A 25,230-nucleotide genomic window follows, 5' to 3' on the forward strand; every position below is an offset into this window, starting at 1 on the left:
CCTCGGCGCCCGGACCGGCGAGGACGCCGTCTTGGTGGTGACGCTCACTTGCGGATCACCTTGTTGTCGGTGGCCGTCCTCAGTTCCTCGTCGTAGTCGGCGGCCGCCTTGTCGACGGAGCTGTCGCCCGTCGTCACGCTCTCCATCGCCTCCTGGATGGCGGTCGAGACCTTCGGGTACGCCGGGTAGGCGGGCCGGTAGTGCGTGCTGGCGACCAGGTCCGTGAAGAACTCGATGCCGGGCTGCGCCTTCACGTAGGCCGGGTCGGCCGCGACGTCCTTGCGGACGGCGATACCGGAGTTGGCGATGTACCACTTCTGGGCGTTCGCCTTCGTCTGCATGGTCTTGACGAAGGTGAAGGCCAGGTCGGGGTTGGACGCCTTGGAGGGGATCGACCAGGTCCAGCCGCCGGACATGCTGACCTTGCCGGGGGCCTGGCCGTGCTGGGTGGGCATGGGGGCCAGACCGAGCTTCTGCGACCACTGGGGCCACTCGTGACCCGAGCCCTTCAGCCAGTCCTGCGGGAGCCAGCTGCCGTCGAGGTCGATGCCGAGCTTGCCCTCGGGCAGCAGCTCACCGCGGACGCTGGTCGCGAAGTTCGGGTCGAGGGCGTCGGCGACGTCGGGGCCGAGCTTCTCCTTGTAGACCGTCTCCACGAAGGTCAGGGCGTCCTTGAAGCCCTGACCGCCGGCGATCCACTTCTTGGACGCGGAGTCGTACAGCGGATCCGCCGTGCCGTCGCCGGTCCCGTACAGCAGCATCTCGAAGCCCTGCATCGTGGCGGCCTCGCCCGCGGGTTTGCCCGTGTACACGTTCAGCGGGGTGACGCCGGGAACCTTCTTCTTGATGGTGCGGGCGGCCGTGAGGACGTCGTCCCAGGTCTTCGGCCGCCAGTCGGCCGGCAGCCCCGCCTTGGCGAAAATGCCCTTGTCGAACCAGAGCCCGCGGGTGTCCGTCCCGTCCGGGACGCCGTACGTCTTCCCGTCCTGCGCCTTGGCCGCCGCCTTCGCGGTGTCGATGAACTGGCCCCAGTCGGACCACTTGTCCAGATACGGGTCGAGCGGCTTCAAGTACCCGCTCGTGATGTCCGAGTTGATGAGGAACGTGTCCTCGTAGACCAGGTCGGGCGCCGTCTTGGGCGACCTCAGCATCTGCTGGAGCTTGGTGTAGTACTCGGAGTCCGGGGCCTTGATCGGGACGAGTTCGACCTTCTTCCCCGGGTTCGCCTTCTCGAACTGCTTCTTCATCTCGCCCAGGTAGGTGTCCATCACCCGGACCGAGTTGTCCGTCGACTGCTTGAACGACACCTTCACGGTGTCCGGATCGCTCCCGGATCCGGAGCCGCACGCGGTGAGCGTGGTGGCCGTGAGCAGTGTCGCGAGGAGAAGTGGGGCGGCGGTGGGGCGCACGGGCAGGACCTCCTACGGACCGACATCGTTGTCGTTCGAGCCGAGTTGTCTGCCCGCCGAACGTTAGAGATGTGCGGATGTCAGGTCAATGACCGTGCAGCGGCTTTGAGTTGGGCGCCCTGACGGGGCTCCCGCGGCGAGCTGATCGAGGTCCTCCGAGCCCCTCGCGGGTCAGCCCTTCACCCAGCGGTACTGCAACTCCGGCCGCCCGACCGTCCCGTACTGCGGAGCGCGCGCCGCCCGGCCCGACTCCACCAGGTGCTCCAGATAGCGCCGGGCGGTGATCCGGGAGATGCCGACGGCCTCGGCGACCTTGGCCGCCGTCAGGCCGTCGGCGCAGTCCCGGAGGGTGACGGTCACGCGCTCCAGGGTCGGCGCGCTCAGGCCCTTGGGCAGCGCGGCCGGTCCCGGAGCGCGCAGGGCTGCCAGCGCGCGGTCCACCTCGTCCTGGCCGCTCGCCTCGCCGGCCGCCGCGCGGAACTCGGCGTACCGGATCAGCCGGTCGCGCAGGGTGGCGAAGGTGAACGGCTTCAGCACGTACTGGACGACCCCGAGCGACACCCCCTCCCGCACGACCGCCAGATCCCGCGCGGACGTCACCGCTATGACGTCCGCGTGATAGCCGGCGGCGCGCAGGGAGCGGGCGAGCTGGAGTCCGTGCACGTCCGGCAGATGCAGGTCGAGCAGCAGCAGGTCCACCGGCGTACGGTCCAGCGCGCGGCGCGCCTCCGCACCCGTGCGGGCCTTGCCGACCGCCGTGAAGCCGGGTACCCGGCCGACGTACATGACGTGCGCGTCGGCCGCGACGGGGTCGTCCTCGACGACGAGCACGCGGATCGGATCGGTCATACGGCGCCTCCAGGCACAGCGGACTCGGACGGCGGGGCGGACCGGCCCGGCGGGACAGCCGGGGGCAGCGGCAGGCGCACCTCGAACTCCGCCCCGCCGTCGGTTCCTTCACGGACCTCCAGCGTGCCCGCGTGACGGTTCACGGTCTGACGGGCGAGGGCCAGGCCGAGGCCGCGGCCGCCGGGGCCCGCCGGTTTCGTGGACCAGCCGCGCTGGAAGACCTGCTCCGCGTGGGCGGGGTCCACCCCGGAGCCGGTGTCGGCGACCCGCAGGACCAGGACGGATGCGTCGGTGAACGCCGTCACCGTGACCCGTGCGCCCGTAGTGCCCTGCGCCGCGTCCATCGCGTTGTCGATCAGATTGCCGAGGACGGTGACCAGGTCGCGCGCGGAGAGCGAGGCCGGGAGCAGCCCGTCGTCGATGCCGCTGTCCTCGGAGACCACGAGCTCCACTCCGCGCTCGTTCGCCTGCGCGGCCTTGCCCAGCAGCAGCGCGGCGAGGACCGGTTCGCTGACCGCGGAGATCACCTCGTCGGTGAGGGTCTGCGCCAGTTCCAGCTCCGCGGTGGCGAAGTCGACGGCCTCCTCGGCGCGGCCCAGTTCGATGAGGGAGACCATCGTGTGCAGGCGGTTCGCCGCCTCGTGCGCCTGCGAGCGCAGCGCCTGGGTGAAGCCGCGCTCCGAGTCCAGCTCGCCGGTCAGTGCCTGGAGTTCGGTCACATCGCGCAGGGTGACGACCGTGCCGCGGCGCTCGCCGCCGGACACCGGGGTGGTGTTCACGACCAGTACGCGCGCGTCCGTCAGGTGGACCTCGTCCACACGGGGCTCCGCCGACAGGAGCGCGCCCGTCAGCGGCGCGGGCAGCCCGAGTTCGGCCACCGAACGGCCGACCACGTCGTCCGTGACGCCGAGCAGTTCCCGCCCGCCGTCGTTCATCAGCGCCACCCGGAACTGCCCGTCCAGCATCAGCAGCCCCTCACGCACGGCGTGCAGCGCGGCCTGGTGGTAGTCGTGCATACGGCTCAGCTCGGCCGCGTTCATGCCGTGGGTGGAGCGGCGCAGCCGGGCGTTGATGACGTAGGTGCCGATACCCCCCAGCAGCAGCGCGCACGCCGCGACCCCGATCAGGGCCGTCACCTGGTCCTGGACGCGTTTGGTGATCGCCTCGACCTTGATGCCGGCGCTGACCAGGCCGATGGTCCGCCCGTCGACCCGGATCGGGGTGACGGCGCGCACGGAGGGGCCGAGGCTGCCCGTGTACGTCTCGGTGAAGGACCTGCCCTCCAGAGCGGGGCCGATGTTCCCGAGGAAGTGCTTGCCTATCAGCTTCTCCTCGGGGTGCGTCCAGCGGATGCCCCGCGGATTCATGATCGTCACGAAGTCGACCCCGGTGTCCCGCTGCACCCGGAGGGCGTACGGCTGGAGGTCCTCGGTGGGGTTCGCGGTGCCGATGGCCTCGTGGACGGACGGGGCGTCCGCGACCGAGCGGGTGACCGCCATGGCCTGACGGCCGGCCGCCTCCTCGACCTGGCCCCGGTCGCTGACGTAGCTGAACAGCGCGTACCCGGCGACGAGGACCGCGATCAGTACCGCCTGCATGCCGAAGAGCTGGCCGGCGAGGCTGCGGGGACGCGGGACACGGGGGAGGCGCATGCCGTTCAGTGTGCCTCCCCCGGGCGGGAGCCCTTCCGGGGGAGCGTGAACTCAATGAACGGAAGGGTGACCGCCCTCACACGCCGGGAGATAGTCCCCTCATCCCCGGGAGCCCACGCCTCCCGGATCCCCCGGGACGCGAGCCGCACTCCGGGGTTCCGCCGGACGTGAGCCGCACGCCGGATGATGCCGATGACGTCGTCAAGGAGGGCAGCCGTGGCCAGCACGCCGCAAACGGCACCTGCCGCACCCGCCGCCAAGCGGGACCGCACGCACTATCTGTACATCGCCGTGATCGGCGCCGTGATCCTCGGTATCGCCGTGGGTCTGATCGCCCCCGACTTCGCGGTCGAGCTGAAGCCCATCGGTACGGGCTTCGTGAACCTGATCAAGATGATGATCTCCCCGATCATCTTCTGCACGATCGTGCTGGGCATCGGCTCGGTCCGCAAGGCCGCCAAGGTCGGCGCCGTCGGCGGTATCGCGCTCGGCTACTTCCTGGTGATGTCGCTGGTCGCGCTGGCGATCGGCCTGGTCGTCGGCAACATCCTGGAGCCGGGCAGCAGCCTGGCGATGACCGACGCGGTCAAGGAGGCCGGTCAGGGGCAGGTGTCGGCGGAGGCGCTGCCGCCGGTCGACTTCGTGCTCTCGATCATCCCGACCACGATGGTCTCGGCGTTCACCGAGGGCCAGGTCCTGCAGACCCTGCTCGTCGCGCTGCTCACCGGGTTCGCGCTCCAGGCCATGGGGTCGGCCGGGCAGCCGGTCCTGCGCGGTGTGGAGCACATCCAGCGGCTCGTCTTCCGGGTCCTCGCCATGGTCATGTGGGCGGCCCCGCTCGGCGCCTTCGGCGCCATCGCCGCCGTCACGGGTTCCGCCGGCCTGGACGCGCTCAAGAGCCTCGCCGTGCTGATGCTCGGCTTCTACGTCACCTGCTTCCTGTTCGTCTTCGTCGTGCTCGGCACGCTGCTGCGCGTGGTGACGGGCCTGAACATCCTGACGTTCCTGAAGTACCTGGGCCGGGAGTTCCTGCTGATCCTGTCCACCTCCTCCTCCGAGTCCGCCCTGCCGCGGCTCATCGCGAAGATGGAGCACCTGGGAGTCGGCAAGCCGGTGGTCGGCATCACCGTCCCGACCGGCTACTCCTTCAACCTCGACGGCACGATGATCTACATGACCATGGCCTCGCTCTACATCGCCGACGCGATGGGCACGCCGATGTCGATCGGGGAGCAGATCCCGCTCCTGCTCTTCCTCCTCGTCGCGTCCAAGGGTGCGGCGGGCGTCAGCGGGGCGGGTCTCGCCACCCTGGCCGGCGGCCTCCAGTCGCACAAGCCCGCCCTGGTGGACGGCGTCGGCCTCATCGTCGGCATCGACCGCTTCATGAGTGAGGCACGCGCCCTGACGAACTTCGCGGGCAACGCCGTGGCCACGGTCCTGATCGGTACCTGGACGAAGGAGATCGACCGGGAACGGGTGGCCAAGGTCCTCGCCGGACAGCTGCCCTTCGACGAGAAGACCCTGCTGGATGACGCCGGCACCGCCGACGTGCACGCGGACGTGCCGGAGCAGGGCGGCGAGAAGGAGCCGGTGAAGGCGTAGGAGCGTCGGCCCCGCGAGGGGTCGGCGGGCGCGGAGCGCGGTGCGCACGACGCCCGCGCGCTGCGTCGGACGGTGCTTGCTTCTGTGCCGGACGAGGCCCGTGCCCTGCGGCCGGGCGGTGCTCGCTTCCTGCGCTGGACGAGGCCCGTGCCGTTCGCCGGGCGGTGCTCGCTTCCTGTGCCGGACGAGGCCCGTGCCCTGCGGCCGGGCGGTGCTCGCTTCCTGCGCTGGACGAGGCCCGTGCCGTTCGCCGGGCGGTGCTCGCTTCCTGTGCCGGACGAGGCCCGTGCCCTGCGCTGGACGGTGCTTGCTTCTGTGCTGGACGAGGCCCGTGCCCTGCTCTGGACGAAGCCCGCGCCCTTCGCCGGGCGGTGCTCGCTTCCCGTGGGTGGGCGCGTGACGCGCCGCCCCTGAGACGCCGGGCGGTCGGGTCTCCCCCACAGGCCTGGCCGTCCGGTGCACCGCTGAGGCGACCGGGTTCTCGGAGGACCTGAACCCTCCGAGGACTCAGTCGCTCAGCTTCGCCACCAGTGCGGTGGCGTGCGAGGCGGGTACGCCCGCCGCGGTCAGCATGGTGACCGCGGCGGAGCGGCCCGCCTCCTCCGCTGCCAGGAGCCCGTCGTTCACCGCCTCCATCAGGGCGAACAGGGTCTGCTCGTGGACGTACGCCAGTGCCCGCGGGGGCAGCGGGGACGCGAAGACGCCCTGTTCGAGGCCGCGCCGAAGGATCTCCGCGCAGGCCTCCCGGACCGGCGTGAGGCGCTCGCGGATGCCCTGCAGGGTGACACTGCGCTGGGCGAGGGCGACCAGCAGCCGGTAACGGTCGGCGATCTCCCAGACGGCGAGGGTCGAGCGGGCCAGGGACTCGGCCGGGTCCGCGACCCCTTCGCGGCCCGCGGCGTGCGCCGCCGCGACCGCCGCCACGGCCTCGTCGGTCAGGGTGCCGACCAGTGCCTCGCGGCTGGGGAAGTGCCCGTACACCGTGCGCCGTACGACACCCGCCGCGCGAGCGATCTGGTCCATGGACGCGTCGGGATCGCGCAGCAGTTCGGCGAGCGCGACGTCGAGAATGCGGCGGCGGTTCACATCGGCGCGGCTCGGGCTACCCGTGGTCATGGCTGCCATTCTGCCCGCCCCTCGGGCGGCCACCCGTCCCGCGGTCATGGGGTCTCCACCTCCTTCGTCATGGGTCTCCACCTTCTGCGTTTGCACAGTGCTGTGCAATCTCGTACATTGCACAGGGTTGTGCAATTGCACTCCGTTGTGCAAGTTCTGGTGCGGACGGATCTCCGTACCCGTCGATCGAGGAAGGCGACCGTAGCCATGCGTCTCGTCATGAACGAGCCGGTCGAGAGGATGGACCGGCCCTACGCCCGGCGCTGGTGGGCGCTGCTGGTGCTCTGCCTGAGCCTGCTGATCATCGTGATGGCGAACACCGCCCTCACGGTCGCGGCTCCCGACATGACCAAGGACCTCGGCCTGTCCAGCGCCGACCTGCAATGGGTCATCGACGGATACACCGTCCCGTACGCCGCGCTGATGCTGCTGCTCGGCGCCATCGGCGACAAGTACAGCCGCCGCGGCGCGCTCATCCTCGGGCTCGTCGTCTTCGGCGGCGGCGCGATCGCCGGTTCGCTCGTCGGCAGTTCCGCCGGGGTCATCGCGGCCCGCGCCGTCATGGGCGTCGGCGCCGCGCTGATCATGCCGGCCACGCTCTCCCTGCTCGCCGCGACCTTCCCGCGCGCCGAACGGGCCAAGGCGATCGTCCTGTGGACCGCCACCGCCGGCCTGGCCATCGCCGCCGGTCCGCTGGTCGCGGGCGCCCTCCTGGAGCACCACGGCTGGTCGTCCACGTTCCTGATCAACGTGCCGATCGCCGCCCTCGCCATCGTCGGCGCGCTCGTCCTCGTACCGCCGTCCAAGGCCGCCCACCACAACCGCATCGACTACGTCGGCGGACTGCTCTCCGTCGTCTGGATCGGCTCGCTGGTCTACATGATCATCGAAGGCCCGCACTTCGGCTGGGGTGCGAAGGCCGTGACCGCCGCGGTGGTCGCCGGGGCCGGGCTGGTCCTCTTCGTCCTGTGGGAGCTGCGCCACCCGCGCCCGGTCGTCGACGTACGCCGCTTCGCCCACCGCCGCTTCGCCGGTTCGAACCTCGCCGTCGCCCTGTTCTTCCTGGCCGTCTTCGGCGCCTTCTACTACCTCACCCAGCACCTCCAGTTCGTCCTCGGCTACGACGCGCTGGACACCGGCGTACGGATGCTGCCGCTCGCAGGCGCCGTCTTCGTGGGCTCGGCGCTCACCGGGTACCTCACCCCGCGCATCGGCATGAAGTTCACGGTGGCCGCGGGCATGGTCGGCGGTACGACGGCGCTGGCGCTGCTCACCCGGGTGGACGCCGCCTCGGCGTACGGCGACCTCGTCCTGCCCCTCGTCATCCTCGGCCTCGCCATCGGGCTCGCGCTGTCGCCCTGCACGGACGCCATCATGGGCGCGTTCCCCGAGGCCGAACTGGGCGTCGGCGGCGCGGTCAACGACACCTCGCTGGAGCTCGGCGGCTCGCTCGGCATCGCCATCCTCGGCTCGGTGCTGGCCGGTTCGTACTCCTCGCACCTGGCGGACGCGACCGCGGGCAGCGAGCTCCCCGCGGGCGCCCTGGCCACGGCCCAGGACTCGGTGGGCGCCGGATACGCCGTCGCCCAGGGCATCGGCGACAAGGCCCGCGTGCTCGGCGAACAGGCCGCACAGACGGCCAACGCCGAGCAGGCGGCCCAGTTGAAGGCGCAGGCCGGTCAACTCGCCGACGGAGCACGGCAGATGACGGACGCGGTCGGCTCGTCCTTCTCGGACGCGGTGGCGCACACCAGCCTCGTCGGAGCGGTGATCCTGGGCGTGGGCACGGTGCTGGTGGCCGTCCTGCTGCCACGCAAGGGGCGCACGGGAGCCGAGGCCGCGCCCGAGCGTGAGACGGACAAGGGCGCCGAGAAGCGGGCCGGGGGCGCGGCCGAGGACCGGACCGGTGGTCAGGCCGACAGCGGGACCGGGGATGAGACCGGGACCGAAACCGGGGCCGGGGCCGGGGCCGAAGGTGGCGCCGAGGCGGGGGCGGAAGCTGCGGCCGCTACGGAGACGCGCGCCGTGGTCGGTGCGGACGTTCCGGTGGATGCCGAGGTGCCGTCGGAGGAGACCGTGTCCGCGGGAAAGACGACCCGCTGACCCCTGACCCACCCCGCCGCCCGGCCGCCCGGAACCGTGACCCGCGGGCCGCCGTCTCGTAGAACATGTGCACTACCGTGCCGTGCCGGACCGACCGGCACGGCACGACACGTTCTGCGGAGGACACCGAGCATGAAGATCGACTGGGACCGGCGTACGTGCGCACGGCGCGGCCATGTGACGTACGCGCCCGACGAGCGGGTGCTGCGGGAGCGGCTGCGCGCCGAGACGGGCCTCGGCGAGGCCTGGCGCTGTCTGTGCTGCGGCGACTTCGCGCTGGGCGATCCGCACGGCACGGGCCCCGCGGGCGAGGCGCCGCTCGTGCCCCGCGGCAAGGTGCTCCGCGATCTGTTCATCCTGCGCTTCCTGGCGATCGAGCGGGCCGTGCGCGGGGTGTTCATCGTGCTGGTCGCGGCCGCCGTGTGGAAGTTCAGCAACAGCCAGGACGCGGTGCGCCGTCTCTTCGACGAATACCTCGACGTCCTCAGGCCGGTCTTCCGGCACTTCCACTACGACCTCGACCACTCGCCCGTGGTCGGCACCATCCAGAAGACCTTCGGCTACAAGCACTCCACACTGCTGCTGGTCGCTGTCCTGCTGCTGGTGTACGCGCTCATCGAGATCGTCGAGGCGGTCGGGCTCTGGTACGCCAAGCGCTGGGCGGAGTACCTCACGGTCGTCGCCACCGCGGCGTTCCTTCCGCTCGAGATCTACGAACTCACCGAGCACATCAGCTGGTTGAAGATCGCCACGCTGGTCCTGAACATTCTCGCCGTCCTCTACATCGCCCTCACCAAGCGGCTGTTCGGCCTGCGCGGCGGGCACAGGGCGTTCGAGGCGGAGCGGCAGAGCGCGTCGCTCCTGGAAGTGGAGGAGTCGGCCGGGGTCCTGGTGTGACCCCCGGCCCGACGCCCGGCTCAGGGTCCGGTGAGGGGCGGGCGCGGGTGGTCCGTCGCCGTGTCCAGGCGGGCCAGGTCCGCCGGGCTCAGCAGCAGGTCCGCGGCCCCCGCCGAGTCCCGGGCGGTCTCCGGGCGGCTGGCGCCCGGGATCGGGATCACAGTGGGGGAGCGGGCCGACAGCCAGGCGAGACAGACCTGTTGAGGGCTCACGCCCCGCTCCCGGGCCACCGCGTGGAACGCCTCGAGCCCCTCACGGGAACCGTCCGGGGAGCCGCTGCCTGACGGGCCGTCCAGGGAACTGCGGGAGATGCCTCCCAGCGGGCTCCACGGCAGGAAGGCGAGACCCAGCTCGGCACAGAGGAGCAGTTCGGCGTCGCCGTCCCGTACCGCGGGGGAGTACCGGTTCTGGACGGAGGCCAGACGGTCGCCGAGGATCGCGTGGGCCCGGCGGATCTGGTCGGTGGTGGTGTTGGAGATGCCGGCCAGCCGGATCGTGCCCGCGTCGAGAAGGTCACGCAGCGCGCCGACCGAGTCCTCGAAGGGGACGGCGGGATCGGGCTTGTGCAACTGGTAGAGGCCGATCGCCTCCAGGCCCAGCCGCTTCAGGGAGGCCTCGGCCGCCGCCTTGAGATGACGCGGGGAGCCGTTCACCGTCCATGTGCCGTCGGCCGGTCTGCCGCGCCCGCCCTTGGTGGTCACCAGGACGTCCGCCGTGTCACCGCCGTACGTAGCCAGGGCGCGGGCCACGAGCCGTTCGTTGTGGCCGGGCTCGTCGCCGGGCAGGTGATACGAGTCCGCCGTGTCGAGGAGGGTGACGCCCGCGTCGAGGGCGGCGTGCACCGTGGCCAGGGCCCGCGCCTCGTCCGGACGGCCCTCGATGGACAGCGGCATCACGCCGAGCCCGATGGCGCTCACTCGCAGGCCGCCAAGTGTGCGACAGCGCATGTCAGTTGTCCTTTCCGAGGGTCTCGGCCACGGCGCGCGGGAGCCATGCCCGCGCGTCACCGAAGGGGAAACCGAGCTCGGTGGCCCGGGAGTTGTCCATGCCGTAGGAACGGCTGAAGGAGAAGGGGGAGGTCTCGCCCACCTCGACGGCCCGCAGGAGCGTCCTGCCGTCCGGGAGGTGCGCGACGATCGCCTCGCACAGCTCCCCCGTGGTCAGGGTTCCGTGGGAGGCCGCGTTGACCGGGCCGGTGAAGTCCTCGCCCACCGTCCAGAACAGGAAGTCGGCGATCTCCTCGACGTGGATGTACGTCGCCGGGTGGTTCACCGGGGGCACGGCGATCGGCTCGCCGGCGCGGATACGGTCGGCGTAGTGCTGCAGACGCCCGGTGAAGTCGTCGTCCCCGCCCAGCACATGGGCGACGCGCACGGCCACGTACGGGAAGCCGGGGTCGGCCGCGAACACCGCCTCGGCCTGCCGCTTGCCCTCCCCGTAGTGCGCGTCGAGGAACCCCGCGTCGTCCCACGGGAGGCCGGGATCGACGGCGACCGTACGAGGATCCACGGCCCCCTCGCCGACCGGAGCCGCCGTGTCCTCGTACTCGTACACCTCGACGGTGGACGTCATCACATACCGGCGCGTGCGCCCCGCGAAGACCCGGCGCGCGATCTCCGCCTGCCGCGGTGTGTAGCAGACCTGGTCGACGACGACGTCGAAAGTCCGTGAACCCAGCGCCTTTTCCAGGGAGTTCTCGTCATTGCGGTCGGCGACCAGATGAATGGTCCCGGCGGGCGGTGCCGACGAGCCGCGATTGATGACGGTGACCCGGTCTCCCGCGGCCGTCAGCCGGTCGATGAGACGCTTTCCGAAATACCGGTTTCCGCCGATCACGCAGATCTCTCGCACATCGCCCTCCCCTATTCCCGCGCACCCGCCACCGGGCGTTCGCGGTTCCTCGGCCTGTGGTCATAATTCTCCCGTCGCAGGGGACAGGTCTGAAGGGGGAGACATGGGAGATCCGGCCGTCGCACCGAAAGAACCACGGCAGCCGCGCGCCGTCTCCGGCGAAACGTCGGTGGCCTTCGACGCGCTGGACCGGCAGATCCTGGAGCTGCTCCAGAGCGACGGCCGCATCAAGCTGAGCGAGCTCGGCCGCCGGGTCCGGCTGAGCCCGGCGGCGGTCGCGGAGCGGGTGCGCCGGCTGGAGACGACGGGCGCGATCACCGGATACGGCGCCCGGGTGTCGGCACCACGTCTCGGCTACGGCATCCAGGCCTTCATCCGCGTCAATCCGCACGGCGGCTACACGCTCAAGCACCCGCGGACCCTGGAACTGCTGGCCCGCCCCGAGATCACCGAGGTCCACCACGTCGTCGGCGAGGACTGCTGGATCCTCAAGGTCGCGGTCGAGGACACGATCCATCTGGAGGACGTCCTGGAGCAGACCTCCGCGCTGGGGCGGACGACGACCTCGATCGTGCTGTCGTCACCGGTGGAACGGAAGCCGCTGCTGCCGCGCACCGCCCGCTGAACCGGCCGCCCGCGGACGCTTGCCTTGACGTCGGCGTCAAGGATTACCGTCGAGGCATGCGAATCGGCGAGCTGGCGGAACGAGCCGGGACGACCACGCGGACTCTGCGCTACTACGAGTCGCGGGGGCTGCTGCCCGCGCGGCGGGGCGAGAACGGGTACCGGACGTACGACGAGCACGACCTGCGGCTGCTGCGGCAGATCAGGACGTTGCAGGACTTCGGGTTCGACCTGGAGGAGACGCGGCCCTTCGTGGAGTGTCTGCGGGCCGGGCATCCCGAGGGCGACTCGTGCCCGGCGTCCCTCGACGTCTACCGCCGCAAGCTCGGCGAGCTCGACGGGCTGATCGACGAGCTGCGGTCGGTGCGCGCACAGGTCGGCGAGCAGCTGGCGCGGGCCGAACGGGCGCGCGACGAGCTGGCGGCCGACGCGGAGGTTCCGGGCGGTCCGGAACCCGTATGCGAACTGGGAGGGCGGACGCGGTGATCAAGGCGGCAGGTGTGGCCGAGGTGACGGACGCGGACTTCGGAGCGGAGGTGATCGGGGCGGATCTGCCCGTGCTGGTGGAGTTCACGGCCGACTGGTGCCCGCCGTGCCGGCAGATGGGACCTGTGCTCAGCGAGCTGGCCTTCGAGGAGGCCGACCGGTTCAAGGTGGTCCAGCTGGACGTGGACACCAATCCGGAGACGACGCTGGCGTACGGCGTGCTCTCGATGCCGACGTTCATGGTTTTCCGCGGCGGTGAGCCCGTGAAGTCGATGGTGGGCGCGCGGCCCAAGCGACGGCTGCTCCAGGAGCTGTCCGACGTGCTCTGACCCCACCCGGCATACAAAAAAGCCCCTGGGCAATTGCGCCCGGGGGATTTCTTTGCGTATATTCGATGATTCGCGACTTCAAGGGGACCGAGTCGCGGAGAAGTTCAGTAGGCAGAGTATATCTGGGCGGGAGTGGAATTGTCAAACAAGGGATCGCACACGGAATTCCCCGACGATGAACTGCGAAGCGAGCAGGAATTCATCGACGGGCTGTACGCGCGGGTGGACGCCCTGCGCGGTGTCACCGAGGCCTCCGTCGAGGACGCGCTCGCCCAGGGCAACACCCCCATGCAGGCCCGGCTCGAACGGGACGTCCTGGTCGCCGAGCGCTCGGGTCTGCTGGCCGCGCTGAACGCCGTGGACGGTTCGCTCTGCTTCGGCCGGATCGACCTGTCCCCGGACCAGGGGGCGTCGTCCGCCGGCGTCACCCACCACATCGGCCGGATCGGCATCCGCGCCGACGACACCGAGCACACCCCGATCCTCATCGACTGGCGGGCCCCGGTCGCCCGCCCCTTCTACCTGGCCACCGGACACACCCCGATGGGCCTGCGCCGCCGGCGGCACATCACCACCGAGGGCCGGTACGTCACCGGCCTGCACGACGAGATCCTCGACCTCGCCGACCGCGAACGCACCGGCCACGAGGACCCGACCGGCGACGCCGTGCTCCTCGCCGCGCTCAACTCGGCCCGCACCGGCCGCATGGGCGACATCGTGCAGACCATCCAGGCCGAACAGGACCGGATCATCCGCGCGCCGCACCGGGGCATCATGGTCGTCGAAGGCGGCCCCGGCACCGGCAAGACCGCCGTCGCCCTGCACCGCGCCGCGTACCTGCTGTACGAACACCGGGAACTGCTCGCCAAGCGGGCCGTCCTGATCGTCGGCCCGAACCCGGCCTTCCTCGGCTACATCGGCGAGGTGCTGCCCTCGCTCGGCGAGACCGGTGTGCTGCTCTCGACCGTCGGCGAACTCTTCCCCGGCGTCCACGCCACGGCCCTCGACACGCCGGAGGCCGCCGCCGTGAAGGGGCGCGCCGGGATGGCCGAGGTCCTCGCCGAGGTCGTCCGGGACCGCCAGGCGCTCCCCGACCCGGTGATCGCGATCGAGCACGACCGGGACATCCTGATGCTCGACGCGGGCCTCGTCCAGGTCGCCCGGGACCGCACCCGCGCGGCCGACCTGCCCCACAACGTCGCCCGCGAGCACTTCGAGGGCCACATCCTCAACACGCTCACCGACATGCTCGCCGAACGCATCGGCACGGACCCCTTCGACGGCTCGAACCTCCTCGACCCGAGCGACATCACCCAGATCCGCGACGAACTCGCCGAGAACCCCGAAGTCCGGTCCGCCGTCGACCAGTTGTGGCCGAGGCTGACGCCACAGCGACTGGTCGCCGACTTCCTGGCGGACCCGCGGGGCTACCTCCCGGACGAGGACGCGGCCGTCATCCGCCGCCCGCTGACCCGAGCCGGGGACTGGACCGGCGCGGACGTGCCCCTTCTCGACGAGGCCGCCGAACTGCTGGGCGAGGACGACCGGGTCGCCCGGGCGCTCGCCGACCAGGAACGCCGTACCCAGATCGCGTACGCGCAGGGCGTGCTGGACGTGTCCTACGCCTCGCGGACGTACGAGTTCGAGGACAAGGACGAGGAGGACTCCGAGATCCTGTCCGCGCACAACATCATCGACGCCGAGCGGATGGCCGAACGGCACGAGGAGGACGACCACCGCAGCGCCGCCGAGCGCGCCGCCGCCGACCGGACCTGGGCCTTCGGCCACATCATCGTCGACGAGGCGCAGGAGCTGTCGCCGATGGCGTGGCGGCTGCTGATGCGGCGCAGCCCCACGCGTTCCATGACGCTCGTCGGCGACCCCGCGCAGACGGCGGAGGCGGCGGGGGTCGGCTCGTGGGAGGAGATCCTCTCCCCGTACGTCGAGGACCGCTGGGAGCACACCCGGCTCGGCGTCAACTACCGCACCCCGTCCGAGATCATGGACGTCGCCGCCGGTGTGGTGCGGGCCGAGCGCCCCGGCTTCGAGCCGCCGCGATCCGTCCGCTCCACCGGGGTGCGCCCCTGGGCGCGGGACGCCGGGGACGACCTGCCCGGCACGGTCGCCAAGGCCGTCGCCGAGCTGACCCCGGCCGAGGGACGGCTCGCGGTGATCGCGCCGCGTGCCCTGCACGGCGGGCTCGCCGCCCGGCTGGACGGGGTGACGGCGGGCCAGGAGCCGGACCTCACCCGCACGGTGGTGCTCCTCGACCCCCGGCAGGCCAAGGGGCTGGAATTCGACTCCGTGCTGGTGGTCGAGCCCGCGTCGTACGGGACGAGCGACCTGTATGTGGCGCTGACCCGGGCCACCCAGACCCTGGGCCTCGTGCACACCGGGGAACTGCCCGCGTCGCTGCGGGGCGCCGGGCTGGAGTGACGGGTGCCCGCCGCCCCGGCCTTCCCCCGTGGGCGCCCCCGGGAAGGCCGGGACTCCGCGTCGACAGGCGCTAGGCGGGGCGCAGCCACACCGTCGCGAGCGGTGGCAGAGTCAGCTGGATGCTGGCCGGACGGCCGTGCCAGCCCTGGGGTTCCGGTTTGACGGGGTCGGGGTTGGTGACGTCGCTGCCGCCGTAGCGGAGGGCGTCGGTGTTGAGGATCTCGTGCCAGGCGGGGATGTCCTCGGGGACGCCGAGGCGGTAGTTGTGGCGGACGGCGGGGGAGAAGTGGGAGACGGCGAGCAGGGGGGTGCCGTCAGCGGCGTGGCGCAGGAAGGCGAAGACGTTGTCGTCGGCGGAGTCCCCGGTGATCCAGGCGAAGCCGGCGGGGTCGGTGTCGCGTTCCCAGAGCGCGGCTTCGTGCTGGTAGGTGGTGTTGAGGTCGCGGACGAGGTCGCGGACGCCGCGGTGGTCGGGTTCGGCGCCGTAGGCGGGGTCGAGGAGCCACCAGTCCGGGCCGTGGGCCTCCGACCATTCGGCACCCTGGGCGAACTCCTGGCCCATGAAGAGGAGTTGCTTGCCGGGGTGGGCCCACATGAAGGCGAGGTAGGCGCGCAGATTGGCGCGTTGCTGCCACCAGTCGCCGGGCATCTTGGAGACCAGTGAGCGTTTGCCGTGCACCACCTCGTCGTGGGAGATGGGCAGGACGTAGTTCTCGCTGTAGGCGTACACCATCGAGAACGTCATCTCGTCGTGGTGGTACTTGCGGTGGACCGGCTCGTGGGACACATAGTCCAGCGAGTCGTGCATCCAGCCCATGTTCCACTTCAGCCCGAAACCCAGACCGCCGAAGCCGCCGGGACCGACGTGATGCGTGGCCCGGGTGACGCCGTCCCAGGCGGTGGACTCCTCGGCGATGGTGACCACGCCGGGATTGCGGCGGTACACCGTGGCGTTCATCTCCTGGAGGAACGCCACCGCGTCGAGGTTCTCGCGCCCCCCGTGTTCGTTGGGGACCCACTGCCCGGGTTCGCGGGAGTAGTCGAGGTAGAGCATGGAGGCGACGGCGTCGACGCGCAGGCCGTCGATGTGGAACTCCTCGCACCAGTAGGTAGCGTTGGCGACGAGGAAGTTGCGGACCTCGCGGCGGCCGTAGTCGAACTCGAGGGTGCCCCAGTCGGGGTGGTCGGCGCGGAGCGGGTCGGCGTGTTCGTACAGCGGGCGTCCGTCGAATTCGGCGAGGGCCCAGTCGTCGCGGGGGAAGTGGGCGGGTACCCAGTCCATGAGGACACCGATGCCGGCTCGGTGGAGCGCGTCGACGAGGTGCTTGAAGTCGTCGGGCGTGCCCAGACGTGCGGTCGGGGCGTAGAAGCCCGTGACCTGGTAGCCCCAGGAACCGCCGAAGGGGTGCTCGGCGACAGGCATCAGTTCGACGTGGGTGAAGCCGAGGTCGGATACGTAGGCGGGGAGCTGGTCAGCGAGCTGACGATAGGTCAGGCCCGGCCGCCAGGACGGCAGATGCACCTCGTACACGGAGAACGGCGCCTCGTGGGCGGGCCGGGCCGCCCTCCTCGCCATCCAGTCCGCGTCCTGCCACACATGGTGGGACGCGTGGACGATCGAGGACGTGCTGGGCGGGGCCTCGGTGCGGCGGGCCATCGGATCGGCTCGCTGGGTGCGGGAACCGTCGGGGCGCGTGATGTCGAACTTGTAGAGCTCGCCCTCGCCGATCGCCGGCACGAACAGCTCCCACACCCCGGAGGAGCCGAGCGACCGCATCGGATATCCCGTGCTGTCCCAGAAGTTGAAGGTGCCGGCCAGCCGGACACCCAGCGCGTTCGGGGCCCACACGGTGAAGCGCGTTCCGGCGACGCCCTGTTGCTCCATCGGTTCGGCGCCGAGCGCCCGCCACAGCTCCTCGTGCCGGCCCTCGCCGAGCAGATGCAGGTCCAGGTCGCCCAGCGTCGGCAGGAAGCGGTAGGCGTCCTCGGTCTCCAGCACCGTCCCCTCGTACGCCACGAGCAGCCGGTACGACTCCGGGACCGCGCGCAGCGGCAGCAGTCCCGAGAAGAAGCCGTCCCCGTCGTCGCGCAGTTCGGCGCGCAGGTCGTCCGTGACGACGGTGACCCCGAGCGCGTACGGGCGGAAGGCCCGGAAGGCGACGCCGCCCGGCACCGTATGGGCGCCCAGCACTCCGTGCGGATCGTGGTGCGTACCGGCGAGCAGTCGCTGCCGGTCCGCCGGGCCGACACCGGCGAGGACGGGAGACATGCCGCCGGCGAGGGGACCGCTCTCGGCCGGTACGGGACCTGTCCCGGCCGGCGGGGCACCGCTCTCGTCCGGTCCGATACCGTTCGCGCCCGGTATGGGATCTGTCCCGGTCACCGCGGGACCGGTCTCGCCGACCGCGGGAGCGTTCTCGCCGACGGCGGGCTCCGGGATCTTCGCCACGGCCGTCACCGCCTTCCCCGTGGCCTTCCTCGTGGCCTTCTTCGGGGCCTTTTTCGCGGCGGACTTCTTGCCGGCCGTGGCCTTCACGGCCGCCGGTTTCCCCTCGGCCGCTTTCTTGACCGCTGCTTTCTCGGCCGTCGTCTTCTCGGCGGCAGCCGGATTCTTCGCGCCGTTCTTCTTCGGACTGTCGTCGGACGGGGGGCGGGGCGTCACGGGCAGGGCCTCCTCGGGAGGGTGAGCTGGGGAACGGCGGGGGGAGATCAGAGCGACGCGGCCAGCCGCCGTACCGCCGCCAGGGGAACCGGCAGCCAGTCCGGGCGGTGCCGGGCCTCGTACACGACCTCGTACACCGCCTTGTCCGTCTCGAAGGCGCGCAGCAGGACGGGGTCCGTGCGCGGGTCGAGGCCGCTGACCTCCGCGTATCCGGTGCAGTACGCGGCCCGGCACGTGTCGGCCCAGCCGGACACCAGCGGGACGGGGGTCCCCCCTGCCCCGGTGGAGGCGAGAGCCCCGGGGACGGAGTGGGCCGCGTAGTCGAAGGAGCGGAGCATGCCCGCGACGTCGCGCGCCGGGGGCTGGGGCATACGGCGCTCGGCGAGCGGCTTGGACGGCTCGCCCTCGAAGTCGATGAGCGACCATTCCCCGTCGGGGGAGCGCAGGCACTGGCCGAGATGCAGATCGCCGTGGATGCGCTGAGCCGTCCAGGTGTGGCCCTCGGCGGCCAGATCGGCCAGCGCCTCGAACGCGGTCCGCAGGCCGCGGGCATGGGGCCGTAACGCGGGTACCGCCTGCGCGGCGGCGTCCAGCCGCTCGGTCATGCCGTCGACGAGAGGCCGCATCTGCGTGTGGCCCAGTGTGACCGTGGGCAGCGAACGGGCGAGGGCCGTGTGCACCTCGGCGGTGGCCCGGCCCAGCGCCCGCGCCTCCGCGGAGAAGTCCTCGCCCTTGGCCAGCTCGCGCAGCGCGAGTTCCCAGCCGTCGGCCGCGCCCTGCACGAACGGCTGGAGCACGCCGAGCACACAGGTCTCCGCGTCGAGGTCCGCGAGCATCCAGGCCGCGGGGGCCGGGACCCGCGCGCAGCCCTCCCGGGCCAGCGTCAGCGGAAGCTCCAGATCGGGGTTGACCCCGGGGACGATCCGGCGCAGCACCTTCAGGATGAACGTATCCCCGTAGACGATCGACGAGTTGGACTGCTCCGCCGTCACCAGGCGCGGCACCAGATCCTTCCGTATCTCCTGGCGCGGATCGCGCTCGAAGCGCAGGTCACCGACACGGGCCCCGCTGCGCAGGGCTTCCAGGAGGACACCGGCGGGGCGCGGGTCGTGCAGCGCCTCGTACACCGTCCGGCCGGCCAGCGGCCCCTCCTTGGGATGCCCGATCAGCGCGGGCGCGAGCCGTGGCGGCAGCGCCTCGCGCACGCCGATCAGCAACTGGTAGCAGTCGCCGGGACGGGAGGTGGCGCCCGGTGCCGGAGTGCGCGGCTGATGGGCGCGTACGAGCAGATGGATCAGGCCCAACTGGGCTGTGGGCGGCAGCAGTTCCACCGCGGCCACCAGTGAGAATCCGGTGACCGGACGCCCTTTGCCCGCGAACCAGCGCTGCCGGGGCAGCCATTCCCGCAGCAGTGGATCGAGTGACGCGAGCAACTCGGGGCGTGCGACCGGGGCCGTGGCAGAGTGGGTTGCGGCTTCCGACATGGCGTCGCGTCCTTTCCCCAGTGACCCGGGGTCCCGGATACCGGGCGAGTCGGGGTGTTAGTGATGCGTGCCCAGGGCGGGGCGGGGGAAACCGCCCCGCCGCCAGGGTTCTAGACGGCGTCCTTGCGGAGCCGGAACCAGTAGAAGCCGTGACCGGCGAGGGTCAGCAAGTACGGCAGTTCCCCGATGGCCGGGAATCGCACGCCGCCGATCAGCTCGACCGGGTGTCTGCCGTTGAACTCGCGCAGATCCAGCTCGGTGGGCTGCGCGAAACGGGAGAAGTTGTGCACACACAGGACGAGATCGTCGTCCCCTTCGCCCTCGCTCGACGGGGCTTCGCGCAGGAAGGCGAGGACGGCGGGGTTGGAGGAGGGGAGTTCGGTGTAGGAGCCGAGTCCGAAGGCCTTGTTCTGTTTGCGGATCTCGATCATGCGGCGGGTCCAGTGCAGCAGCGAGGAGGGCGACGACATGGACGCCTCGACGTTGGTGACCTGGTAGCCGTAGACGGGGTCCATGATCGTGGGCAGGAAGAGGCGGCCGGGGTCGCTGGAGGAGAATCCGGCGTTGCGGTCGGGGGTCCACTGCATGGGGGTGCGGACGGCGTCGCGGTCGCCGAGCCAGATGTTGTCGCCCATGCCGATCTCGTCGCCGTAGTAGAGGATCGGTGAGCCGGGCAGGGACAGCAGCAGGGCGGTGAAGAGTTCGATCTGGTTGCGGTCGTTGTCCAGCAGTGGGGCGAGGCGGCGGCGGATGCCGATGTTGGCGCGCATGCGCGGGTCTTTGGCGTATTCCGCGTACATGTAGTCGCGTTCTTCGTCGGTGACCATTTCGAGGGTGAGCTCGTCGTGGTTGCGCAGGAAGATGCCCCATTGGCAGTTCGACGGGATCGCGGGGGTCTTGGCGAGGATTTCGGAGACGGGGTAGCGGGACTCGCGGCGGACGGCCATGAAGATGCGGGGCATGACGGGGAAGTGGAACGCCATGTGGCATTCGTCGCCGCCGGAGGGGAAGTCGCCGAAGTAGTCGACGACGTCCTCGGGCCACTGGTTCGCTTCGGCCAGCAGCACCGTGTCCGGATAGTGCGTGTCGATCTCCTTGCGGACCCGCTTCAGGAACTCGTGCGTTGCCGGAAGGTTTTCGCAGTTGGTTCCCTCGACCTGGTACAGATACGGCACCGCGTCCAGCCGGAAGCCGTCGATCCCCAGGTCCAGCCAGAACCGCAGCGCGGAGACGATCTCCTCCTGGACGGCGGGGTTCTCGTAGTTGAGGTCGGGCTGGTGGGAGAAGAAGCGGTGCCAGTAGTACTGCTTGCGGACCGGGTCGAAGGTCCAGTTGGAGGCCTCGGTGTCGACGAAGATGATCCGGGCGTCCTGGTACTGCTTGTCGTCGTCGGCCCATACGTAGTAGTCGCCGTAGGGTCCGTCGGGGTGGGTGCGGGACTCCTGGAACCACGGGTGCTGGTCGCTGGTGTGGTTCATGACGAAGTCGATGATGACGCGCATGCCGCGCTGGTGGGCGGCGTCGACGAACTCGACGAAGTCGGCGAGGTCGCCGAACTCGGGGAGGACGGCGGTGTAGTCGGAGACGTCGTAGCCGCCGTCGCGGAGCGGTGACTTGAAGAACGGGGGCAGCCACAGGCAGTCGACGCCGAGCCATTGGAGGTAGTCGAGCTTGGCGGTCAGGCCCTTGAGGTCGCCGATGCCGTCGCCGTTGCTGTCCTGGAAGGAGCGGACCAGGACCTCGTAGAAGACGGCGCGTTTGAACCACTCGGGATCGCGGTCCTTGGCCGGGGTGTCCTCGAACGTATCCGGGACGGGCTCATTGACGATCATGTGGTGGGTGACCCTCCGATCTGCGGTGAGGACGGTCGCAGGACGGTGAGGATGTGCGCGGGCCGGTGTCCCGGCTCCAGTCGCACATAGTTGGTCCTGCCCCAGGTGTAGGTCTCGCCGGTGAGCTCGTCGCGCACCGGCACGGACTCATGCCAGTCCAGGCCGAGTTGCGGCATGTCCAACGAGATCGTGGCCTCCTGGGTGTGGTGGGGGTCGAGGTTGACCACCACCACAACCGTGTTCGAACCGCGCGCGTCCGTGACGGACTTCGAGTAGGCGATCACCGCCTCCTGGTCGGCGTGGTGGAAGTGCAGATCACGCAGTCGGCGCAGAGCGGGACTGCGCCGCCTGACCGCGTTGAGCGCGCTCACCAACGGCGCGATGCTCAGGCCGTCCCGCTCCGCCGACTCCCAGTCCCGTGGCCGTAGTTGGTACTTCTCGGAGTGCAGATACTCCTCGCTGCCCTCGCGCAGCGGGACGTTCTCGCAGAGTTCGAAGCCGCTGTAGATGCCCCAGGTGGGGGAGAGGGTGGCGGCGAGCACCGCGCGCAGCTCGAAGGCGGGCCGGCCTCCCCGCTGGAGGAACTCGTGCAGGATGTCAGGGGTGTTGACGAAGAAGTTGGGCCGCATGCAGGCGGCCGCCTCGCCGGACAGTTCGGTGAGGTACTCCGTCAGTTCCTGCTTGGTGTTGCGCCAGGTGAAGTACGTGTACGACTGCTGGAAGCCCACCGCCCCCAGCGTGCGCATCATCGCCGGGCGGGTGAACGCCTCGGCGAGGAAGATCACGTCGGGGTCGGTCCCGTTGATCTCCGCGATGACCTGTTCCCAGAAGACGACCGGTTTGGTGTGCGGGTTGTCGACGCGGAAGATCCGGACACCGTGGTCCATCCAGAAGCGCAGCACCCGTACGGTCTCGCGGACCAGGCCCGGCATGTCCTTGTCGAAGGCGATGGGGTAGATGTCCTGGTACTTCTTCGGCGGGTTCTCGGCGTAGGCGATCGTGCCGTCGGGGCGGTGGTGGAACCACTCGGGGTGCTTCTCCACCCAGGGGTGGTCGGGGGAGCACTGGAGGGCGAAGTCGAGGGCGATCTCCAGCTTCAGGGAGGCGGCCCGGCGGACGAAGGCGTCGAAGTCCTCGAGGGTGCCCAGGTCGGGGTGGATCGCGTCGTGGCCGCCCTCGGGGGAGCCGATGGCCCAGGGCACGCCGACGTCCTCGGGCGTGGCGGACAGGGTGTTGTCCGGTCCCTTGCGGTAGGTGGTGCCGATGGGGTGGATCGGCGGGAGGTAGACGACGTCGAAGCCCATCTCCGCGATCGCGGGAAGGCGTTCGGCGGCGGTACGGAACGTGCCGTGCGCGGGCGGATCCAGCTGCCCGCTCTCCGAACGCGGGAAGAACTCGTACCAGGCGCCGTACAGCGCCCGCTCCCGCTCCACCAGCAGCGGCAACGGCTCGGACGACGTCACCAGGTCGCGCAGCGGGTGCCGCGCCAGCACCTCGTCCACCTCGGGGGTGAGGGCGGCGGCGAGACGGGAGGCGACGGGCCGGCCGGTGTCGCGCAACGCGTCGACGGCGGCGAGGACCGTGTCCCTGAGGCGCTTGCTCCTCGGGCCCTTCGGCAGGGCGGCGACCGCCCGCTCGTACAGCAGGGCGCCCTCCTCCAGCACCAGCTCCGTGTCCGTGCCGGCCGGGATCTTGATCCCCGCGTGATGCCGCCAGGTGGTGATCGGATCCCCCCACGCCTCCACCGTGTACGTCCAGCGGCCCTCCTTGGCGGCGCTCACCGTGGCGCCCCAGCGGTCGGTGCCGGGGGCGAGCTCGCGCATCGGCGCCCACGGGCCGGGGTGGCCGTCCGGGTCGCGCAGGACCACGTTCGCGGCGACCGCGTCATGGCCCTCGCGGAAGACCGTGGCCGAGACCTCGAACTCCTCGTCCACCACCGCCTTCGCGGGACGGCGCCCGTGCTGCACGACCGGGCGGACGTCGAGGACGGGGATGCGCCCGACTGCCGTCGCCGCGGTGACGGCGGGGGCTGCCGGGGCATCGGCGGTGCGCGTGGCGGGGACGGCGGCCCGGCCCTTCTTGGGGGCGGACCTGTCTGCCTTCGGAACGGAGCCGCCCGTCCTGGGCTTCGTCTTGGGTTTGGTAGCGGCGGCGCGGGGGGCCGACGTGCCGGGATCGGGCGTGCCGGCATCGGACGTGGCGGGAGCGGAGGTGTCGGTGCCCGGGGCGGTGGCGACGGCCGCGTCGGTGGCGGCCGGGCTGCCGCCGCCCGGGGCGGCGGAGGGTTTCTCCGGGGTACGGGGACGGGCCTCGGCCTTGCGTGTTCGGGGGGTCTCGGGGGTGGTCGTCGTGGGTGGCGACGTGTGGTGCGTGGCGGGCATGACCGCTCCTGTCCGCGTCAACGTGGGTGGGCGGATGAGGGTGTGGGGAGGTGGGGCCTGCGGGTGTACCGGGGGAGCCTTCCCACCCTATGCGGGTGAGCATTCCGGCACTTTGTTAACTACTCACGCGTATGTCTACACACAAGACCGGCCTCGTCCCGGGCAGGCGAGGCCGGTGCGGTGTGGCCGAATCACCCTGGTTGTACCAGCGTTCCACCTGGGTCAGCCGACGTGCAGGAGTTTGTTCGGTGAACCCGGGCCGACGCCCGACAGCTTTCCCGAGGACGCCTGCTTCACCAGCGCTTTCGCCACCTGGGCCGGTGTGGCCCGTGGATGACCCGCCAGATACAGCGCGGCCGCGCCGGCGGCGTGCGGGCTCGCCATCGACGTGCCGGAATACGTCGCTTTCGCCGTGTCGCCGGTGTACGAAGTCGACGTGATCGCGACCCCCGGCGCGAAGAGGTCGAGCGCCGACCCGGTGTTCGAGAAGCTCGCCCGCGCGTCGGTCCGGTCGCTCGCGCCCACCGTGACGGCCTGGGCGACCCGGGCCGGGGAGTAGAACGAGGCCGGCAGACCTTCGTTGCCCGCCGCGACCGTGTAGGTCACACCGGAGGCGATGGAGTTGCGGACGGCCGCGTCCAACTGGGTGTTGGCGTACCCGCCCAGACTGAGGTTGGCCACGGCCGGCTTCCGCGCGTGCCGGGTGACCCAGTCGATGCCGGCGATGACCTGGGCGGTGGAACCGGCCCCCTGGTCGTCGAGGACACGGACGGCGACGACCCTGGCCTTCTTGGCGACGCCGTACGCGGTGCCCGCGACGGTTCCGGCCACATGGGTGCCGTGGCCGTTGCCGTCCCGCGCGGTTCTGTCGTCGTCGACGAAGTCCCAGCCGTCGGCCGCCCGGCCCCCGAAGTCCCGGTGGGTGACGCGGACGCCGGTGTCGATGACGTACACGGTCACCCCCGAGCCCGCCTGTCCCGGTGCCGTGTAGCGCTTGTCGAGCGACGGGCCCGGCTGGTCGATCCGGTCCAGGCCCCACGAGGGCGGGTTTCTCTGGACACCGTCGAGCGCCACCCGGGTGTCCTGGACGACCGAGGCCACGCGGGGATCCGCGGCGAGCCGTCCGGCCTGTCTCTCCTCGGCCCGCACGGCGAACCCGTTGAGGACCGTGCCGTACGTGTGGCTGATTCTCGCCCCGTACCGCTCGGCGATACCCGTGCCCGCCGGAGACGGAGCCCGCGTACCCCCTTTGAGCGTCACGATGTAGCTCCCGCTGACGGAGCCCGGGAGACCGGCTCCGCGTATCCGCCCCTCCGGGGCCGCCTGCGCGGGCGGGGCGATGGCCGAAAGCACCGCGGCCGTCGTGACCGCGGTGAGACCCGCCGCCCAGCGCAGACGCCATTTCCTCGTCCGTGCCATGACTGGAGTTCCCCTCCTCAAGTCGACGTACGCAGGCCGGAGCCGACCGCTCTGGGCAGGGCCCGGCCGTACGTCACCTGGCGAGCCTCTCGTGCGGC

Annotated in this window: 18 protein-coding genes; 7 read left to right on the forward strand and 11 right to left on the reverse strand. The window is 71.0% G+C overall.

The window, feature by feature from the left end; genetic code table 11:
• Nucleotides 1-44: 44 nt before the first annotated feature.
• From OG788_RS30715 to OG788_RS30725, 3 genes are all read right to left on the reverse strand, one after another.
• Complete coding sequence (locus tag OG788_RS30715; RefSeq protein WP_406376889.1) at nucleotides 45-1,415, reverse strand: extracellular solute-binding protein; 1,371 nt, start codon at nucleotides 1,413-1,415, stop codon at nucleotides 45-47.
• 165 nt (nucleotides 1,416-1,580) lie between these two features.
• Nucleotides 1,581-2,258 (reverse strand): response regulator, encoded by a 678-nt coding sequence (locus OG788_RS30720; RefSeq protein WP_351555536.1) that lies wholly within the window; start codon nucleotides 2,256-2,258, stop codon nucleotides 1,581-1,583.
• The gene (locus OG788_RS30725; RefSeq protein WP_406374549.1) at nucleotides 2,255-3,910 is read right to left on the reverse strand and encodes an ATP-binding protein; all 1,656 of its coding nucleotides are present in this window, start codon (nucleotides 3,908-3,910) and stop codon (nucleotides 2,255-2,257) included. Before OG788_RS30725 ends, OG788_RS30720 begins: the two co-directional genes overlap by 4 nt.
• 192 nt (nucleotides 3,911-4,102) lie before the next feature.
• On the opposite strand from OG788_RS30725, the gene OG788_RS30730 reads away from it, so the two are divergent.
• The gene (locus OG788_RS30730; protein WP_406374550.1) at nucleotides 4,103-5,512 is read left to right on the forward strand and encodes a cation:dicarboxylate symporter family transporter; all 1,410 of its coding nucleotides are present in this window, start codon (nucleotides 4,103-4,105) and stop codon (nucleotides 5,510-5,512) included.
• A gap of 507 nt (nucleotides 5,513-6,019) precedes the next feature.
• Here OG788_RS30730 and OG788_RS30735 read toward each other — a convergent pair.
• A complete protein-coding gene (locus OG788_RS30735) occupies nucleotides 6,020-6,628 on the reverse strand; it encodes a TetR/AcrR family transcriptional regulator (RefSeq protein WP_351555527.1) in 609 nt (202 codons plus the stop codon).
• Nucleotides 6,629-6,835: 207 nt separating this feature from the next.
• Between OG788_RS30735 and OG788_RS30740 the strand changes: the two genes are divergently transcribed.
• Nucleotides 6,836-8,731 carry an MFS transporter gene (locus OG788_RS30740; protein WP_406374551.1) on the forward strand — a complete coding sequence of 632 codons (1,896 nt, stop codon included), beginning with the start codon at nucleotides 6,836-6,838 and terminating at the stop codon, nucleotides 8,729-8,731.
• A gap of 132 nt (nucleotides 8,732-8,863) precedes the next feature.
• Complete coding sequence (locus OG788_RS30745) at nucleotides 8,864-9,628, forward strand: DUF2127 domain-containing protein (protein ID WP_406374552.1); 765 nt, start codon at nucleotides 8,864-8,866, stop codon at nucleotides 9,626-9,628.
• Between the two features lie 20 nt (nucleotides 9,629-9,648).
• Here OG788_RS30745 and OG788_RS30750 read toward each other — a convergent pair whose 3' ends face one another.
• Both OG788_RS30750 and OG788_RS30755 read right to left on the reverse strand, forming a co-directional pair.
• Nucleotides 9,649-10,575 carry an aldo/keto reductase gene (locus OG788_RS30750; RefSeq protein WP_406374553.1) on the reverse strand — a complete coding sequence of 309 codons (927 nt, stop codon included), beginning with the start codon at nucleotides 10,573-10,575 and terminating at the stop codon, nucleotides 9,649-9,651.
• A gap of 1 nt (nucleotide 10,576) precedes the next feature.
• Nucleotides 10,577-11,479, reverse strand: a complete 903-nt coding sequence (locus OG788_RS30755) for an NAD-dependent epimerase/dehydratase family protein (RefSeq protein ID WP_406374554.1) — start codon at nucleotides 11,477-11,479, stop codon at nucleotides 10,577-10,579.
• 103 nt (nucleotides 11,480-11,582) lie between these two features.
• Between OG788_RS30755 and OG788_RS30760 the strand changes: the two genes are divergently transcribed.
• The 4 genes from OG788_RS30760 to OG788_RS30775 all read left to right on the forward strand — a co-directional run bounded on the left by OG788_RS30760 (nucleotide 11,583) and on the right by OG788_RS30775 (nucleotide 15,354).
• On the forward strand, nucleotides 11,583-12,104 hold the full coding sequence (locus tag OG788_RS30760) for an Lrp/AsnC family transcriptional regulator (protein WP_406374555.1): 522 nt from the start codon (nucleotides 11,583-11,585) through the stop codon (nucleotides 12,102-12,104).
• Between the two features lie 56 nt (nucleotides 12,105-12,160).
• Nucleotides 12,161-12,589 carry a MerR family transcriptional regulator gene (locus tag OG788_RS30765; RefSeq protein WP_266762934.1) on the forward strand — a complete coding sequence of 143 codons (429 nt, stop codon included), beginning with the start codon at nucleotides 12,161-12,163 and terminating at the stop codon, nucleotides 12,587-12,589.
• The gene (locus OG788_RS30770) at nucleotides 12,562-12,918 is read left to right on the forward strand and encodes a thioredoxin family protein (RefSeq protein WP_385706361.1); all 357 of its coding nucleotides are present in this window, start codon (nucleotides 12,562-12,564) and stop codon (nucleotides 12,916-12,918) included. The genes OG788_RS30765 and OG788_RS30770 overlap by 28 nt, the downstream gene beginning before the upstream one ends.
• A gap of 120 nt (nucleotides 12,919-13,038) precedes the next feature.
• The gene (locus OG788_RS30775; RefSeq protein ID WP_406376890.1) at nucleotides 13,039-15,354 is read left to right on the forward strand and encodes a HelD family protein; all 2,316 of its coding nucleotides are present in this window, start codon (nucleotides 13,039-13,041) and stop codon (nucleotides 15,352-15,354) included.
• Nucleotides 15,355-15,424: 70 nt separating this feature from the next.
• Here the strand turns inward: OG788_RS30775 and glgB are convergent, their stop codons facing one another.
• The 5 genes from glgB to OG788_RS30800 all read right to left on the reverse strand — a co-directional run bounded on the left by glgB (nucleotide 15,425) and on the right by OG788_RS30800 (nucleotide 25,132).
• Nucleotides 15,425-18,016: a 1,4-alpha-glucan branching enzyme gene (glgB, locus tag OG788_RS30780; protein WP_406374556.1), complete on the reverse strand. Its 2,592-nt coding sequence runs from the start codon at nucleotides 18,014-18,016 to the stop codon at nucleotides 15,425-15,427.
• Between the two features lie 47 nt (nucleotides 18,017-18,063).
• Complete coding sequence (locus OG788_RS30785) at nucleotides 18,064-19,500, reverse strand: maltokinase N-terminal cap-like domain-containing protein (protein ID WP_406374557.1); 1,437 nt, start codon at nucleotides 19,498-19,500, stop codon at nucleotides 18,064-18,066.
• A gap of 110 nt (nucleotides 19,501-19,610) precedes the next feature.
• Nucleotides 19,611-21,332 carry a maltose alpha-D-glucosyltransferase gene (gene treS / locus OG788_RS30790; protein ID WP_406374558.1) on the reverse strand — a complete coding sequence of 574 codons (1,722 nt, stop codon included), beginning with the start codon at nucleotides 21,330-21,332 and terminating at the stop codon, nucleotides 19,611-19,613.
• Nucleotides 21,329-23,713 carry a maltotransferase domain-containing protein gene (locus tag OG788_RS30795; protein WP_406374559.1) on the reverse strand — a complete coding sequence of 795 codons (2,385 nt, stop codon included), beginning with the start codon at nucleotides 23,711-23,713 and terminating at the stop codon, nucleotides 21,329-21,331. The genes treS and OG788_RS30795 overlap by 4 nt, the downstream gene beginning before the upstream one ends.
• Before the next feature lie 222 nt (nucleotides 23,714-23,935).
• The gene (locus OG788_RS30800) at nucleotides 23,936-25,132 is read right to left on the reverse strand and encodes a S8 family peptidase (protein ID WP_406374560.1); all 1,197 of its coding nucleotides are present in this window, start codon (nucleotides 25,130-25,132) and stop codon (nucleotides 23,936-23,938) included.
• Between the last annotated feature and the right edge of the window lie 98 nt (nucleotides 25,133-25,230).

The sequence above is a fragment of the Streptomyces sp. NBC_00647 genome (assembly GCF_045207245.1).
In the GTDB taxonomy this organism is placed as follows: Bacteria; Actinomycetota; Actinomycetes; order Streptomycetales; family Streptomycetaceae; genus Streptomyces.